Here is a 13,881-nt window from a genome sequence, read left to right on the forward strand (position 1 = left end):
CGAAGAGTTAGAAATCTCAAGGAAAAGGGTAATATTTTATACAGCTTCTCCTTTTAAATAATTTTGTAAAGTAGAGGATACTATGATATACATTGGTGTAACTGGTTGGGGAGATCATGATAGTCTTTATCATGAGGGGATTTCTCCAAGAAATAAACTAAAGGAATACGCTTCTCACTTTCCAGTTGTGGAGGTGGATGCATCCTTTTATGCAATACAGCCGAAACGGAATATTGAAAAATGGGTGTCGGATACACCTGCAAATTTTCTGTTTATTGTTAAAGCATATCAGGGGATGACAGGTCATCAGCGCGGACAAATTCCTTTTACAAGCAAACAGGAAATGTTTAAGGCATTCCGTGAGTCACTGCAATTGTATCTGGAGGCAGATAAATTGGCTATGTCTTTGTTTCAATTTCCCCCTTGGTTTGATTGCACAAAGGAGAATGTAGATTATTTGCGCTGGTGTAAAGAACAGCTCGGGGAAATTCCAGCTGCGCTAGAATTTAGGAATCAGTCCTGGTTTGCACCAAAATTTTACGATAAAACGCTAGCATTCATGGAATCAGAAGGATGGATCCATAGTATTTGTGATGAACCGCAGGCTGGGGATGGTTCCGTTCCTATCGTTTTGAAGTCTACGAACAAAGAAAAAACACTTGTCCGTTTTCATGGCCGTAATCTGCATGGGTGGCAAAAAACCGGCGGAAAAGATTGGCGGGAGGTAAGATATTTATACCGATACAATCAGCAGGAACTGGAGGAATGGGCAAAGATGCTGATCCAGCTTACAAACGAAAGTGAAGATGTGTATGTTATGTTCAATAATAATTCGGGTGGAGATGCGGCTGATAATGCAAAGCAACTGATGCGTATCCTCGGCATAGAATATAAAGGGCTGGCACCCCAACAGCTGGATTTATTTTAAGACAGCGGGGAATTTAATCGGGCAAGCAAAGAGGGTTGAACGATGTCAGAAATATTACATTTTTACCACATAAACGATTTTCACAGCCATTTTGAAAACTGGCCACGGATCTGTAATTTCCTGAAGAAGCGAAAGGAGCTCCACACCGATACGGGTGAAGAGTTTTTGCTGGTGGATCTCGGCGATCATATGGATCGATGGCATCCATATACGGAAGCAACATTAGGGAAAGGGAATGTAAAGCTTTTAAATGAGGCGGGGTTTCAGTATGCGGCTGTGGGTAATAATGAAGGGATTACCTTGCCGCATATAGCTCTGGATTCCCTATATAAAGAAGCGAATTTTAAAGTTCTTGCTGCCAATTTATATGAAGTCGACGGCAGAAGGCCGAAATGGTTGCTTCCGTATGCTATACATAATACGAATAAAGGTACCAGGATTGGCCTGGTGGGGTTAACAGCCTATTTTCATGCTTTTTATTCGGAACTGGGCTGGCAAGTGTCCGAACCATTTCAAGAATTGAAGCATCAGCTCCAAGATCTGAAAGGTAAAACTGACATAATTGTCGTTTTATCTCACTTGGGACTCTCAGAAGATGAGAGGATGGCTGAGGATTTTCCGGAAATCGATATCATTCTTGGCGCACATACCCATCATATCCTTCATGAGGGGAAGCTTAGCAATCAGAGCTTATTATGCTGTGCAGGAAAATACGGCGAATTTATAGGCCACGTTCAGGTTACTATCGATAAAAATCAAGCTGTAAAAAAGGCGGCACAGCTATATGATACAAACAAGCTTGCTTATAGTCATGGTGAAAAGGAATGGGAGGATACACTATTCGAATTAGGTAAATCAATGCTTGGGGAAGTAGTAGCGGTTTTACCGGAAAAGTTATCAAATGATTGGTTTGCTCCTTCAGTTCTTCCTGATCTATTATGTGAGGCACTTCGGGAATGGTGCGATGCTGATTGCTCCTTTTTGAATGCTGGACTTCTTATGTCCAGCCTTAACAAAGGACCTGTTACAAGAGCGATGCTCCATTTCATCTGTCCTCATCCGATCAATCCTTGTACGGTAACCCTAACCGGTTCAGAATTAAAAGAAGTTCTGTTGGAATCCAGGAATGAGGAATGGCCACATCTCCAAATTAAAGGTTTCGGTTTTAGGGGAAAGATTATGGGTTCAATGGTCTATCACGGAATTGAATTTAAAAACAATAATTCCGGCGGACAGCTGCATGTCACCATTAATGGCAATCCAATCGTCCCTGATCAGCTTTACCGTCTTGCTATTCCTGATATGTTTACGTTTGGGAATTTCTTTCCGGGAATAAGGCGATCTCCCGATAAACGGTATTATATGCCGGAATTTATGAGGGATCTGCTGGCCTGGAAGCTAAAAAAGTAAAGTACCGTAACCGTTTCTTTTTCTTTTTCATAAATTAACATTGTGAAAGGAAAGGAGCGGTTTATCCATGATTACCATTGAGCCAATCGTCGTAAATGGTTACACATTTCTTGGTGTTTCAGTTCAGCTCCCGAAAACCAATCTGCTATCTATTTCTTCGGAGAAGGGATATATCATGTGCGGTGCACTTGATGTGGCACTATTGAATGAAAAACTCAGCAGCAGGGAAATAATTGCTGCCAGGGCGGTTGGGGTCAGAACATTAGATGAACTGCTGGAAGCCAGTATGGAATCTGTCACAACCCATGCAGAAAAATTGGGAATTACAAAAGGAATGATAGGCAGGGATGCGCTCCTGAAAATGCTATAGTCCGTCCCAGGTGTGAGCCTTTTTCATTCTCAATGAAAAATTTCATTGCCCTTGCCTTTATTGGCGGGGCTTTTTTAACTTCATTTATCTTTTCTGTAAGAAATGAGAGATGTGGTAAAGCGGAAACACTATTAGAGTGCTCTAACCTTAAGCGAAAATGGCAAGGCGCTAGGAGGAACCAGTCTATCAATGTAAGGAAAACTATTAGTCATTAAGTAAAAGACTCTTTGAAACATAATCAGCGAGGGATGGCAAACAATCTTCCAAACGCTGTTCTGGGAAGAATTCTGTAAAAAGTTTTAGGCTGAAAACAACCTGGAATGGGCAATACATGCTTTGCCAGAAATATGAGTAAAAATTCACCAAAGCGAAAAAAAATATCTAATAATCAATAAAATTCTTTATTTTTTTTTCAAATATCCGATAATGGAAGATGAGAATTGTGTTGTAGGATAGGTGGGTTAATGGACAACATTTACATTTTAAACTAGGGCTATGTTAAAGCTCATTGTTGATTTTGGCACTTTGTTGATGTCTAGCTGCAGCGCCCAGCCCCTCGAATGTTGTGACCAAAGGCCGTCACAACCCTGTGTTGCGATCAAGTGCCATCGCAACCTTGGTCATAAGCCAATCACTTCGGAAGGCAAAAAGTGCCTTCTGTCAGTGCTTGTCTTATGCTTGTCGGAGGCCCACAGGATGTGGGTCAGAACGGCGTTGCCACAGGACGTGGCGAATTTAGCCGTTCTTCCTCTAAAACAGGGCGCTTCCGCTTTTCTATGATGTCTAGCTCATCGCCACGTCATGTGGCGGCATCGGCACTAGCACGTCCTCTACGTCAGGGCTGGAACCACCACTAGAGCGGAAATCAACAGGCAAGTTTAACAGAGCCCAAATATGAAAAGAGAATCAGGGGTAAAAACATGAGGTTAATTAACACGGACACACTTATCCCCGGTTTAAAGCTTGGGAGAAGCCTTTATAATGAGAACGGTCAAATCCTTCTCAAGGATGGCGTTGAATTAACAGAAAGAATGATACAGCGATTGATGGAACTTAATATACCTTTTGTGTACATTCAGGAACGGAGAACAGAACATATCAAGCCTGCCAGGGCCATTTCGGAAGACCTGCAACGTGAAGCTATAAAAACGATTGTTGATACCTTTGCCCATATACAGAAGGAAGACAAAAATGCGTCAATTGTCATTGAAAAAGCTGCAAAACAGATTAACGAGCTGATTCGCCATATACTAAAGGAGATTCACGGAAATAAAGAGCTGCTATCTCTTCTGGCGGATGTTTTTATCCATGATAATTATATTTTTACACACTCCTTGAATGTAACTTTATATTCTTTGGCAATTGGGATTGAAATGAAACTGAATCAAAAGCAGATTGAGACGCTGGGAATGGGCGCAATATTACATGATGTAGGAAAAATGCTTGTGCCGGCAAAAATATTGATGAAACCTGATAAGCTGACTGCGGAGGAGTTTGCTGAAATGAAGAAGCATTCAGAACTAGGTTTCCAGCTGCTTCGTAACGCAGTAACTGTTCCACTGGTTGTTGCCCATTGTGCCTATCAGCATCATGAAAGGCTTGATGGTACAGGATATCCGCGAGGTATTAAAGGAGAAGATATCCACCTTTTTGGGCGGATTATCGCGGTGGCCGATGTATTTGATGCAGTGACTTCCAATCGTGTGTACCGAAAAGCAATGCTGCCTCATGAAGGTCTGGAAATTTTATATGCAGGTTCTGCAACCCAGTTTGAAGTCCATATTGTGGAAGCCTTTCGGAGGGCCGTTGCCATATATCCGGTTGGCCTGATGGTGGAATTAAGCGATGGGAGAATAGGGGTAGTTTCAAAGCAAAATCCCGGTTTAAGTGATCGTCCGGTTATTGAAATTCTCGAGGAAAACGCCCAGGCTGTTGAGCCTTATGAGGTTAATTTAAAGGATCGTTTCGACCTGTTAATCGTGAGTTGTGATACAGCTATTTCAGTTGCCGCCATCACAGGATAAGAAAGTAATGATAGTAATTTGCACGGCAGATAAATTATTGTCGAGCAAGTTATTTTAACAAACTACAAAAAACCTTGTCTAAGGCTGCAATCCATCAGACAAGGTCCTGTACACAGCAATTAAGGGAAGGCCGGGAATGGAATCATTCCCGCTTGCCGCAACATCTGTTACCGCCTTTTTTTCTTAGCGAGGTCTTTCCTTTCCCAAAGCTTTAGGTGAGGATATGGATCAAAGCTCCACTCAGTAACACCGTTATCCTTGTAAAGGCCATAATGTAAGTGCGGCGGGAATTTCCCGGAAGTACCGGGTGGCCCATATCCAGTGCTGCCGACTCCGCCAATCAGCATTCCAGGTTCGACAATCTGCCCTGTTTGAAGTCCTTTTGCAAAACCGCTGAGATGAGCGAAATAGTGATAAGTATTGTTGATATCTCTTATCCCGACACGCCAGCCTCCAAATCGGTTCCATCCTTTCATTTCGACGATGCCGTAACATGTTGACCTTACAGGCAGCCCGTAATCAGCGAATACGTCTGTTCCTTCGTGAGAACGCCTGCCACCCCATCCGCGTGCAACTCCCCATGTGCTCCTATAGCTATAGTGCGTCCTGACTGGCACAGGGAAAGCTTTTTCATGTAAATCCAACCGTCCAAAATGCTTGTATAATTTGGCATTGCCCATTATGAGACCTACTGTTTTATCCCTTTTATAATAATCCCATAAAGCCATTCTTATATGATCTTCATCAGTTCCGAATTTCAAAAGGAAATTTGTAAAGCTATATAACACATCTTCATCATCTTTTGGTGATGCTTTGCCATCAGCGTTTCCGTCCTGTCCCATTCCGCCAAAGTAACGGATGGTCAATGGATTTTCATCTTCCTTATCCGGGTTGATGGCACCGGCCCATTTTTCAGAAGGGATATTGATACCTATTGCGCCTTTTGCCGGCTCCACATTCCTTCGTGTGTTCCTGACGGTATGTTCAAATTGGTCAACTGCTGCAAGGTAATACCATGGAACGTAAAGAGAGGCTTCCATCCTTTGATAAAGTCCCATTCGTTCCTTCAAAACGATATCATCAGGGGTTTTTGCGGCAGTTGCTTCGTTTATATTAAGCGGGCTAAAAGTCATCATAAGAATGACAGCAATGAGGGCCCGTTTATAGCGCATATCCATTCTCCTTTCCAATTTCAGCATAATGTTAGTTTGTAACCCAAATTGTAATTTCATATGCTCAAAATTATGGTAATGAAGCCACAAACTTGTCTCCATCCGATCCTATATGATAAAGTGACAAGGAAGTGAAAAACGTGAGCAACCACGGAAACCAAAAATGTCAAGTAGCTGCGGCGGCCTCTTTGCTTTGTATGGGATGTCCTTTCCAAAGCGCGCAGGCTTGTGCCAAAAACAGCACTTAATAAAACGTCAATTTTTATACTACAATGAAATGGAGTTGACATCTTCATGAGCACAAGAGAAGATCATCTTCGCAAACCAGAATGGTTGAAGATTAAATTAAATACTAATGAAAACTATACGGGCCTCAAAAAAATGATGCGTGAAAAAAAATTACATACAGTTTGTGAAGAAGCAAAATGCCCAAACATCCATGAGTGCTGGGCAGTAAGACGAACTGCTACTTTTATGATCCTTGGTGATGTTTGTACTAGGGCTTGCCGTTTCTGCGCGGTTAAGACAGGGCTGCCGACAGAGCTGGATTTAGCTGAACCGGAACGGGTTGCTGATTCTGTTGCATTAATGAATTTAAAGCACGCTGTTATAACAGCTGTTGCCCGTGATGATCTAAAGGATGGCGGAGCTGCTGTATTTGCGGAGACAGTCAGGGCTATTAGAAGGAAAAATCCATTTACAACAATTGAAGTTTTACCTTCTGATATGGGTGGTGTATACGACAACCTGAAAACACTGATGGACAGCAAGCCAGATATTCTCAACCATAATATTGAAACTGTCAGCCGCTTATCTGATCGTGTCCGTGCCCGAGCGAAGTATAATCGCTCACTTGAGTTCCTTCAAAGAGCAAAAGAAATGCAGCCAGATATTCCAACTAAATCAAGTTTAATGGTTGGACTGGGAGAAACGAAGGAAGAAATAATCCAGACGATGGATGACCTGCGTGCCCATAATGTAGATATCATGACAATTGGGCAGTATTTACAGCCATCCAAAAAGCATTTGAAAGTGGAAAAGTATTATAGTCCAGACGAGTTTGCTGAGCTTAAGGAAATTGCCATGCAAAAAGGGTTCAGTCATTGTGAAGCCGGTCCTCTTGTACGTTCATCCTATCACGCGGATGAACAAGTTAGCTCCGCGGCAAAGCAGCTGCACCGAGAAGGAGAACAGGCTCTGGAAGCATAGTATGAAGTATCTGATTTGCCTATGTAAAACAAAGAGAAAGAACCAATTACGGTCTTTCTCTTTTTTAGCTTGGCAGCGGCCATTTTTTTCCATGGTACTTAATAGTGCCAGAAAAACGACCTTTAATGTTTCACCTGTTTAACATGTGGGCTTATGTTATCATCATCACCTGCATTACCGTTTGTTTCATTTTCCATTTCACCGTTGGCATTCTCGCCGTCACTAAGTTTTCGGCCCTGAGGGGATTTAAGCATCTCGCGTATGGTAGCATCAATGCTGCCATCGATCCCTCTGCTATTCGAATCAAGTGTTGCAAAGTTTTCGATATCCCGTATTAATGCTTTGTTGTCACTAACGTACACGTGATAATACCGAGGGACAACTGAAATGGCTGTTCTTTTAACTTGGTCAGCAGTCTCAGATCGGTGTTTGGAATCTGTTTCATAAACAACTAAAACTTCGCCATCGGTAACAAGTGCCGCAACATCTTTAATGTTTGGCAGCTGCAGGCTTAACCGTGTAATAATATCTGAAAGCTGCTCTCTATCTATGCTCGGTGCATCTGCGCTGCCAAGGTTTCTTCCGTCAATGTTGGCGTTATCAGATCGGGTATATCCAAAATCATCTTTGTTTTTATTCCGGTCCCGATAATCTTCATCGTAAACCCTAGTTGGAGTATTCACTCTTGAAGGGCTGGCCGTATCATTAAATGAATTACTGTCTCCGTTTCCCTCAGTGTTATAATTGCATGCAGATAAAGCAAAAATAGAGCATAACCCAAGAGTAAGAAAAGTGTTCTTCATTTTAAAAAAACCCCCTCTTTAGTAGGATGGGCAAGTTTCTGTAAAATTCGCCTAGAAATTGATGGGGAATCAGTTATAATTTAAGGAGCGGGCATTAGTTTATTTATCCCGGGAGCATGAGCATGCAATGTGAGGTGAAACGGATGATCAGCATCAATAATATTTTGTATGAGGTAATAGAAGAACGCAGGGATGGTTTTAATGAAGAAGCTTTCCGTGCTAGATATAGTGAAATTTTAACCAAGTATGATTATATTGTCGGGGACTGGGGCTATGGTCAGCTTCGGCTTCGCGGATTTTTTGATGACCAGAGTCAAAAAGCTACATTTGATACAAAAATTAGCACCCTGACGGAATACCTTTATGAATATTGCAACTTTGGTTGTCCTTATTTTGTTGTAAAGAAAATCAAGAAATAACTAAGGTGCTTAAACCCAAGTGATGATTGGGTTCAAGCACCTCTTTATTTGTCTACTTTTCCATGCTCCAAGGGACTTGGAAAATCATTTCTGAATGCACTGTAATAACGTTGTCCTTTGCGCCACTCCGAGGACTTATTTTGAACAGGCTCGTCTTTTCCAAACGGAGAACCGTACGGGCCTTCCGGCAACTCTTCAATTGCCAGCATATTCCGATGGCTTTGGACGTTTGTAAAATCGCAATATTCCTCGTTTTTATCCATAAGCGGCCTCCCATTGATCGATCTCCAGTTCCGAAAAACCTTTAAACGGGATCTAAATAAGACCCTATACCTAGTCTTCCTTCAGGAGAAAATGGTATTCTAATCAAAAGGAGGCCTGGTCCTCAATGTATGCTACACTATCTCCCATAAAAAGGAACGCAGCTCAGCAGCATTTTCCTCACTCAGCTGAAATACGTGCTCAAGATAACCCTCTTCCTCTAAATCATCCTGGCCAATGATGGCAAAACGGTTACTTTGTAAGTCCAGTACCAATTTTTTTCCGTAAAAGCGGTCCGTTATGGTTATAGCCAGATCCAACCTTGCATTTTCCCCCATAAAACTGACAAAACGTGTTTTTGTATCGATTAAATCGTTATATAAGAAAAAGCGTTCTTCCATTTCTCCGTCTCCTTTCCCCGCATAATCGCTGTGTGTATAAATATCATAATACCAATTAATACAGCTTTTGAGAACTTGTTCCTCATTTTTTAAATTATCTTATTCAAGAGAAAAAATATTTACAAAAACAATTATAGATATTTACAGATAAATTATGGAAATTACAGCAGAATTCGACATTACTGTGATAAAATATACCTATAACGAGTGCCAGGAAGGATTGGAACCTATGGCTCATAATAATAATAATAATAAACATGGATTCTTGGACAAATGGCTCAGGTTCTTTTACCCGGATTCCAAAATCCGGTTTTATCCGCCGCAATTCATTATCAGAAACCCGATGGTAACCATAGTGAACAAAGCATTAAATGAAGGCTATGAAGTGGCTGTCATCGCCTACAATCTCAATAATCTCAGAGAACTTGCAGAGAATTTGGGGAAAAATAGCTATAACAAGTATATAATAAATTTAAAATCTGTATTTATGGAAGTAATTAAAAGAATTGTGCCTAAGGAAGACATTTTAATCATCCATGATTATTACAGTGACGGGCTAACTTTGCTGCTTAAAGTGAATCCGAAAAAACAGTTTCCTGCTGACCTGGATGGACTCACATCCAAAGTTGCTGAAGATACGGCTAAACACATGAAAGCTTTGTTTTCCGGCGCAGCCCTTGATGTGCGGCCAGGATATATGTTCATAGAAAAAAAACATTACTCAATAGAAGACGCTTTAAATAAGGCCCACCATCAAGCAGTGGCCATGGCGGAAAAAAGGGTTCATTCCGGATTCAATCAAATGCTGTATTCTATGAATAAAATCGTATCGGGCAAAAGTATCCGCCTGTTAGCTCAGCCCATTTTCGACGTAGCGACAAGGGAAATAAAGGCTTATGAAGTCCTGACACGAGGACCTGCAGGTACTGAGCTGGAAAACCCTCTATCGCTGTTTTCGGTGGCAAGGCAGACTAATATGCTATATGACCTTGAAATAATTGTACTCCATAAAACGCTGGAACAAATCAGTTTAAACGGCTCGGCGCAGAATGTCTTTATTAATTTGACACCGATAACTGTCGGAAGCAAGAGATTTCTGGATGATTTAAAGATCATTCTTGATTTATACAAGGATGTCTCTCCGAGTCAAATTGTTATTGAGCTTACAGAACGGGATTCATTTGAAGATATTGAATATCTTCAAATGAATATAAAAAAGCTGCGCAAGATGGGGTTCCGAATAGCTATAGATGATACCGGAGCCGGTTATGCCAGCCTTCATACGATTAGTGAAATCATGCCTGACATCATTAAAATAGACCGATCAGTGATTCAAAATATTGACAGCAATTCTGTAAAGGAGTCTATGCTAAAGGGCTTGCTTCTTATCGCCAATGAAGCCGGGGCCAGTGTTGTGGCCGAAGGCATTGAGAGTGAAAAGGAAGCTATGGTATTATCAAGGAATAAGGTTGATTTTGCCCAAGGCTATTATTATGCCAAACCGGCAAAGATAGAAAAAATCCGGAATTCATGGCATATGGAAAGGACATCTTAATATGTATTTTGTTGACCGAGATCAATTAGAACTTACTTTACAATATATGGAGCGGCAAATCCGCACTTTTCAGAAACAGTCTCAATGGGAAAGTGAAATGGAGCTTCTATCCCTTGAAAGGATAGTACAGACATCGATTGAGGCGGTTCTGGATGTGGGCAATGCTATGATAGATGGTTTTATCATGCGCGATCCGGGCAGCTATGAGGATATTATTGATATCCTGCTTGATGAGAAAGTTATTACGGAGGAAGTGGAGCAACAGTTAAAGCGGGTGCTGCCGCTCAGAAAGGCTCTTGTCCAGGATTATATAAGCATAGATCATTCTTCTGTTTTTCAAACGTTTAAGGATAATACCCGCGCTTTTGAGTTGTTTCCAGAAGCAGTGAGAACTTATTTAGTGAATGAACTAGGTCCGGTATCTGCTTTTAAAAACTGACTATAAGTGTGGTTTAAATCCTGGATATCTGCTATAGAAGTATGCATAATAGCTTTATGTGCAGTTTTTACAAAGTAGGAGTGATAGCAGTGAAGCAATACAAAGGTTATTTAATCGATCTGGATGGCACTATATACAAAGGCACCGAAAAGATTGAAGAAGCTGGTGACTTTGTCAAAGAGCTGGGGGAGCGTGGCATTCCTTATTTGTTTGTTACGAACAACTCTTCCCGAACACCGGCCCAGGTAGCCGAAAAACTGCGGGGATTTGATATTGCTGCGGAAGAAAGCCACGTATTCACCACGAGCCAGGCCACAGCAAACTTCATCGCTGAGCGCAAAAGCGATGCTTCTGTATACGTTATTGGCGAAGAGGGCATCCGAACAGCACTGGAGGAAAAGGGATTTACGTTTGAAGAGGAAAACCCTGATTTTGTCGTAATGGGGATTGACCGGAGCATTAATTATGAGAAGCTGACCAAGGCATGTCTAGCGGTCAGGAACGGCGCGGTCTTTATCTCAACCAATGGAGATATTGCCTTGCCCACTGAAAGAGGACTTGTGCCAGGGAACGGTTCATTAACCTCCGTCGTTGCGGTTTCAACACAAGTTCAGCCGATTTTTATCGGCAAACCTGAAGCAGTGATTATGGAACAAGCATTGAAAGTGCTTGGCACGCGGAAAGAGGATACGCTGATGGTTGGCGATTACTTTGATACTGATATCCTTGCAGGCATACGTGCCGGCATGGACACTTTGCTGGTGCATACGGGAGTTACGACTAAGGAACACTTAAAAAATTATAAGGAGCAGCCTACTTACACATTGGACAGCCTTGACCAATGGCGTTTTGAATAGGCGGCAAAAAGAACCCTGTCAAACGACGGGGTTTTACTTTTGGGGAGGGAGGTGAAGTAAAGGTAAGAATTGTGGATAACGAAAGTAACTGTTTCTATCTCTAGCGCCAGCACCCAGCTTCTTTTTTTCCGCAGGAAAAGCCCTTCGAATGTTGGGAGCAGAGGCCGTCACAACCCTGTGTTGCGATCAAGTGCCATCGCAACCTTGGTCATAAGCCAATCGCTTCTGAAGGCAAAAGCGCCTTCTACCAGCACTTATCTTATGCTTGCCGGACTTGCACAGGATGTGCTGGCGTCGGCGTTTGGCGCAGGACGTGCCAGTCATTAGCCGACGTTCCTTTAGTCACGATGTGGGTCAGAACAGCGTTGCCACAGGAAGTGGCGACTTTAGCCGTTCTTCCTCTGAACAGGGTGCTTGCGCTTTTGTTCCTCACCAATCAGCAAGCTGACAAGCTTATTTACCAAAATATACTCAGGCATTATTTTGTCTTCACCAAAAGGGGAAACTTCTTTTCTACATATAATAACGACATCACTGCTTAAAGGAGTTTAAACATGAACCCACAAACATTAATATTCGACTTAGATGATACACTTATTGAATGCAATAAGTATTTCAGGGACGCAACCAACAAATTCGCGGATCAGATGCATGAATGGTTCCCTAACGTATCGAAGGAACAGATTAAAGAAAAGCAGCTGGAAATTGATATCAAGAGTATTGAAAAATATGGTTTAAATTCCTCCCGTTTTCCTGAATCCCTTGTTAACACATATAAATATTATTGTGATTCAGAAGGCAGAGAAGAAAAAGACAGTGAAATGGAAAGTGTCCGTATAATTGGCCTCCAGGTATTTCAAATAGAGGTGCAAGCCTTTCCATATATGTACGAAGTGTTAAATGAGCTAAAGGAAGATGGACACCGTCTTTACCTGTTCACAGGTGGAGACGAGGCCAACCAAAGCAGAAAAATCATTCAGCTGGAACTGGAAACATACTTTGAAGATCGGGTTTTTATTGCTAATCACAAAAATGCGGATGCGCTAAGGAAAGTATTGGAAACAGTAGAGTGCAGCCGGGAATCGACATGGATGATCGGAAACTCATTAAAAACGGATATTTCTCCGGCGCTGGAATTAGGGATAAATACTGTTCATATTCCTTCTGATATTGAATGGAGCTATAACAATAATCTGGATGCGAATGTACAACAGCTTGGCCGTGTTAAAACCATAAAAAAACTGACTGACCTCCCGCGGTTTATTCGGGAGAATTCTTTCGAAAGCTGCTATACAAATAATTCAGGCTTTCTTGCAAATGGCCAAACAGGGAATGTTCAACCCGGAATTTAAATCCAAATCTTAACCAAAAATGAAAAAGCCCCCGTTAACACGGGGCAAGCCTTCCTCATACCAACAATTATCATTCTGTATTTTCCGCGCGATGTGCCAGCCTGCTTGATGCGGCAGCTGCTATGGCACCGACAATATCATCCAAAAACGTATGGCACATGCCCGAGCTTTTATCATTTAAAGCCTTTAATATCCCCGGCTTTTGCTTATCGATATAACCGTAATTTGTAAAACCGATCGATCCATATACGTTAACGATCGAGAATGCCAGAATTTCATCCACTCCATAAAGACCTTCATCCGCTTCAATGATTGATTGAAGTGGTTCCTCAAGCATTTTCTTTTCCGCAAGCATATCGAGCTGAATTCCGGTAAGGATTGCATTTTGCACTTCTCGTTTAGAAAGGACCCGTTCCACATTGTGAATGCAATCTTCCATTAGTAAATTACTGTGATAGCGCTTTTGCAGGTACATAACCAAATCAGCAATATCTTGAATAGTAATTCCTCGTTCAATAAGCCATCTTCTTGCTGTCTTTTCGGATAAGCTTACCTTCTTGTCACCCATCATATCACCTTTTTCACTAGGCTTTTCTAATGTTTATGAATGTGAAATAAAGAAAATGCCTTTTCATCTGAATCAGAATAATCATTTAAAGTTACGGTTAAAATTCTTTTTTT

At 41.7% G+C, this 13,881-nt stretch carries 15 protein-coding genes; 10 read left to right on the forward strand and 5 right to left on the reverse strand.

What is annotated here, in order from left to right; genetic code table 11:
* The first annotated feature begins 82 nt into the window (after nt 1-82).
* The 4 genes from D0469_RS07895 to D0469_RS07910 all read left to right on the forward strand — a co-directional run bounded on the left by D0469_RS07895 (nt 83) and on the right by D0469_RS07910 (nt 4,732).
* A complete protein-coding gene (locus tag D0469_RS07895) occupies nt 83-928 on the forward strand; it encodes a DUF72 domain-containing protein (RefSeq protein ID WP_117326117.1) in 846 nt (281 codons plus the stop codon).
* Between the two features lie 42 nt (nt 929-970).
* Nucleotides 971-2,338, forward strand: coding sequence for a bifunctional metallophosphatase/5'-nucleotidase (locus tag D0469_RS07900; protein WP_117326119.1), 1,368 nt, complete (start codon nt 971-973; stop codon nt 2,336-2,338).
* 67 nt (nt 2,339-2,405) lie between these two features.
* On the forward strand, nt 2,406-2,708 hold the full coding sequence (locus D0469_RS07905) for a YunC family protein (protein WP_117326121.1): 303 nt from the start codon (nt 2,406-2,408) through the stop codon (nt 2,706-2,708).
* Nucleotides 2,709-3,628: 920 nt separating this feature from the next.
* Entirely contained in the window at nt 3,629-4,732 is a 1,104-nt protein-coding gene (locus D0469_RS07910; protein ID WP_117326123.1) for an HD-GYP domain-containing protein, read from the forward strand.
* A gap of 167 nt (nt 4,733-4,899) precedes the next feature.
* Here the strand turns inward: D0469_RS07910 and D0469_RS07915 are convergent, their stop codons facing one another.
* A complete protein-coding gene (locus tag D0469_RS07915; RefSeq protein WP_117326275.1) occupies nt 4,900-5,904 on the reverse strand; it encodes a M23 family metallopeptidase in 1,005 nt (334 codons plus the stop codon).
* Between the two features lie 294 nt (nt 5,905-6,198).
* Between D0469_RS07915 and lipA the strand changes: the two genes are divergently transcribed.
* Entirely contained in the window at nt 6,199-7,113 is a 915-nt protein-coding gene (gene lipA / locus D0469_RS07920; RefSeq protein WP_117326125.1) for a lipoyl synthase, read from the forward strand.
* Nucleotides 7,114-7,235: 122 nt separating this feature from the next.
* Here the strand turns inward: lipA and D0469_RS07925 are convergent, their stop codons facing one another.
* On the reverse strand, nt 7,236-7,916 hold the full coding sequence (locus tag D0469_RS07925; RefSeq protein WP_117326127.1) for a YhcN/YlaJ family sporulation lipoprotein: 681 nt from the start codon (nt 7,914-7,916) through the stop codon (nt 7,236-7,238).
* A 143-nt stretch (nt 7,917-8,059) separates the two neighbouring features.
* Between D0469_RS07925 and D0469_RS07930 the strand changes: the two genes are divergently transcribed.
* Nucleotides 8,060-8,335, forward strand: coding sequence for a YutD family protein (locus tag D0469_RS07930; protein WP_117326277.1), 276 nt, complete (start codon nt 8,060-8,062; stop codon nt 8,333-8,335).
* Between the two features lie 44 nt (nt 8,336-8,379).
* On the opposite strand, the gene D0469_RS07935 is transcribed toward D0469_RS07930, so the two are convergent.
* A complete protein-coding gene (locus tag D0469_RS07935) occupies nt 8,380-8,598 on the reverse strand; it encodes a hypothetical protein (protein WP_117326129.1) in 219 nt (72 codons plus the stop codon).
* 132 nt (nt 8,599-8,730) lie between these two features.
* On the reverse strand, nt 8,731-8,997 hold the full coding sequence (locus tag D0469_RS07940; RefSeq protein WP_117326131.1) for a DUF3055 domain-containing protein: 267 nt from the start codon (nt 8,995-8,997) through the stop codon (nt 8,731-8,733).
* Nucleotides 8,998-9,226: 229 nt separating this feature from the next.
* Between D0469_RS07940 and D0469_RS07945 the strand changes: the two genes are divergently transcribed.
* From D0469_RS07945 to D0469_RS07965, 4 genes are all read left to right on the forward strand, one after another.
* Nucleotides 9,227-10,552, forward strand: a complete 1,326-nt coding sequence (locus tag D0469_RS07945; RefSeq protein ID WP_117326133.1) for an EAL domain-containing protein — start codon at nt 9,227-9,229, stop codon at nt 10,550-10,552.
* 1 nt (nt 10,553) lies between these two features.
* Nucleotides 10,554-10,991 (forward strand): DUF86 domain-containing protein, encoded by a 438-nt coding sequence (locus D0469_RS07950; RefSeq protein WP_117326135.1) that lies wholly within the window; start codon nt 10,554-10,556, stop codon nt 10,989-10,991.
* Between the two features lie 89 nt (nt 10,992-11,080).
* A complete protein-coding gene (locus D0469_RS07955) occupies nt 11,081-11,848 on the forward strand; it encodes a TIGR01457 family HAD-type hydrolase (protein ID WP_117326136.1) in 768 nt (255 codons plus the stop codon).
* A gap of 554 nt (nt 11,849-12,402) precedes the next feature.
* Nucleotides 12,403-13,200 (forward strand): HAD family hydrolase, encoded by a 798-nt coding sequence (locus D0469_RS07965; RefSeq protein ID WP_117326139.1) that lies wholly within the window; start codon nt 12,403-12,405, stop codon nt 13,198-13,200.
* A 70-nt stretch (nt 13,201-13,270) separates the two neighbouring features.
* Here the strand turns inward: D0469_RS07965 and D0469_RS07970 are convergent, their stop codons facing one another.
* A complete protein-coding gene (locus D0469_RS07970; RefSeq protein ID WP_117326140.1) occupies nt 13,271-13,771 on the reverse strand; it encodes a phosphatidylglycerophosphatase A family protein in 501 nt (166 codons plus the stop codon).
* Nucleotides 13,772-13,881 lie beyond the last annotated feature (110 nt).

Origin of the sequence: Peribacillus saganii (genome assembly GCF_003429095.1) — a bacterium.
In the GTDB taxonomy this organism is placed as follows: Bacteria; Bacillota; Bacilli; order Bacillales; family DSM-1321; genus Peribacillus; species Peribacillus saganii.

Bases quoted from the DNA above. Each gene is read 5' to 3' on its own strand.
- D0469_RS07895 (WP_117326117.1), top strand. From the start codon at position 83: ATGATATACATTGGTGTAACTGGTTGGGGAGATCATGATAGTCTTTAT.
- D0469_RS07900 (WP_117326119.1), top strand. From the start codon at position 971: ATGTCAGAAATATTACATTTTTACCACATAAACGATTTTCACAGCCAT.
- D0469_RS07905 (WP_117326121.1), top strand. From the start codon at position 2,406: ATGATTACCATTGAGCCAATCGTCGTAAATGGTTACACATTTCTTGGT.
- D0469_RS07910 (WP_117326123.1), top strand. From the start codon at position 3,629: ATGAGGTTAATTAACACGGACACACTTATCCCCGGTTTAAAGCTTGGG.
- D0469_RS07915 (WP_117326275.1), bottom strand. From the start codon at position 5,904: ATGCGCTATAAACGGGCCCTCATTGCTGTCATTCTTATGATGACTTTT.
- lipA (WP_117326125.1), top strand. From the start codon at position 6,199: ATGAGCACAAGAGAAGATCATCTTCGCAAACCAGAATGGTTGAAGATT.
- D0469_RS07925 (WP_117326127.1), bottom strand. From the start codon at position 7,916: ATGAAGAACACTTTTCTTACTCTTGGGTTATGCTCTATTTTTGCTTTA.
- D0469_RS07930 (WP_117326277.1), top strand. From the start codon at position 8,060: ATGATCAGCATCAATAATATTTTGTATGAGGTAATAGAAGAACGCAGG.
- D0469_RS07935 (WP_117326129.1), bottom strand. From the start codon at position 8,598: ATGGATAAAAACGAGGAATATTGCGATTTTACAAACGTCCAAAGCCAT.
- D0469_RS07940 (WP_117326131.1), bottom strand. From the start codon at position 8,997: ATGGAAGAACGCTTTTTCTTATATAACGATTTAATCGATACAAAAACA.
- D0469_RS07945 (WP_117326133.1), top strand. From the start codon at position 9,227: ATGGCTCATAATAATAATAATAATAAACATGGATTCTTGGACAAATGG.
- D0469_RS07950 (WP_117326135.1), top strand. From the start codon at position 10,554: ATGTATTTTGTTGACCGAGATCAATTAGAACTTACTTTACAATATATG.
- D0469_RS07965 (WP_117326139.1), top strand. From the start codon at position 12,403: ATGAACCCACAAACATTAATATTCGACTTAGATGATACACTTATTGAA.
- D0469_RS07970 (WP_117326140.1), bottom strand. From the start codon at position 13,771: ATGATGGGTGACAAGAAGGTAAGCTTATCCGAAAAGACAGCAAGAAGA.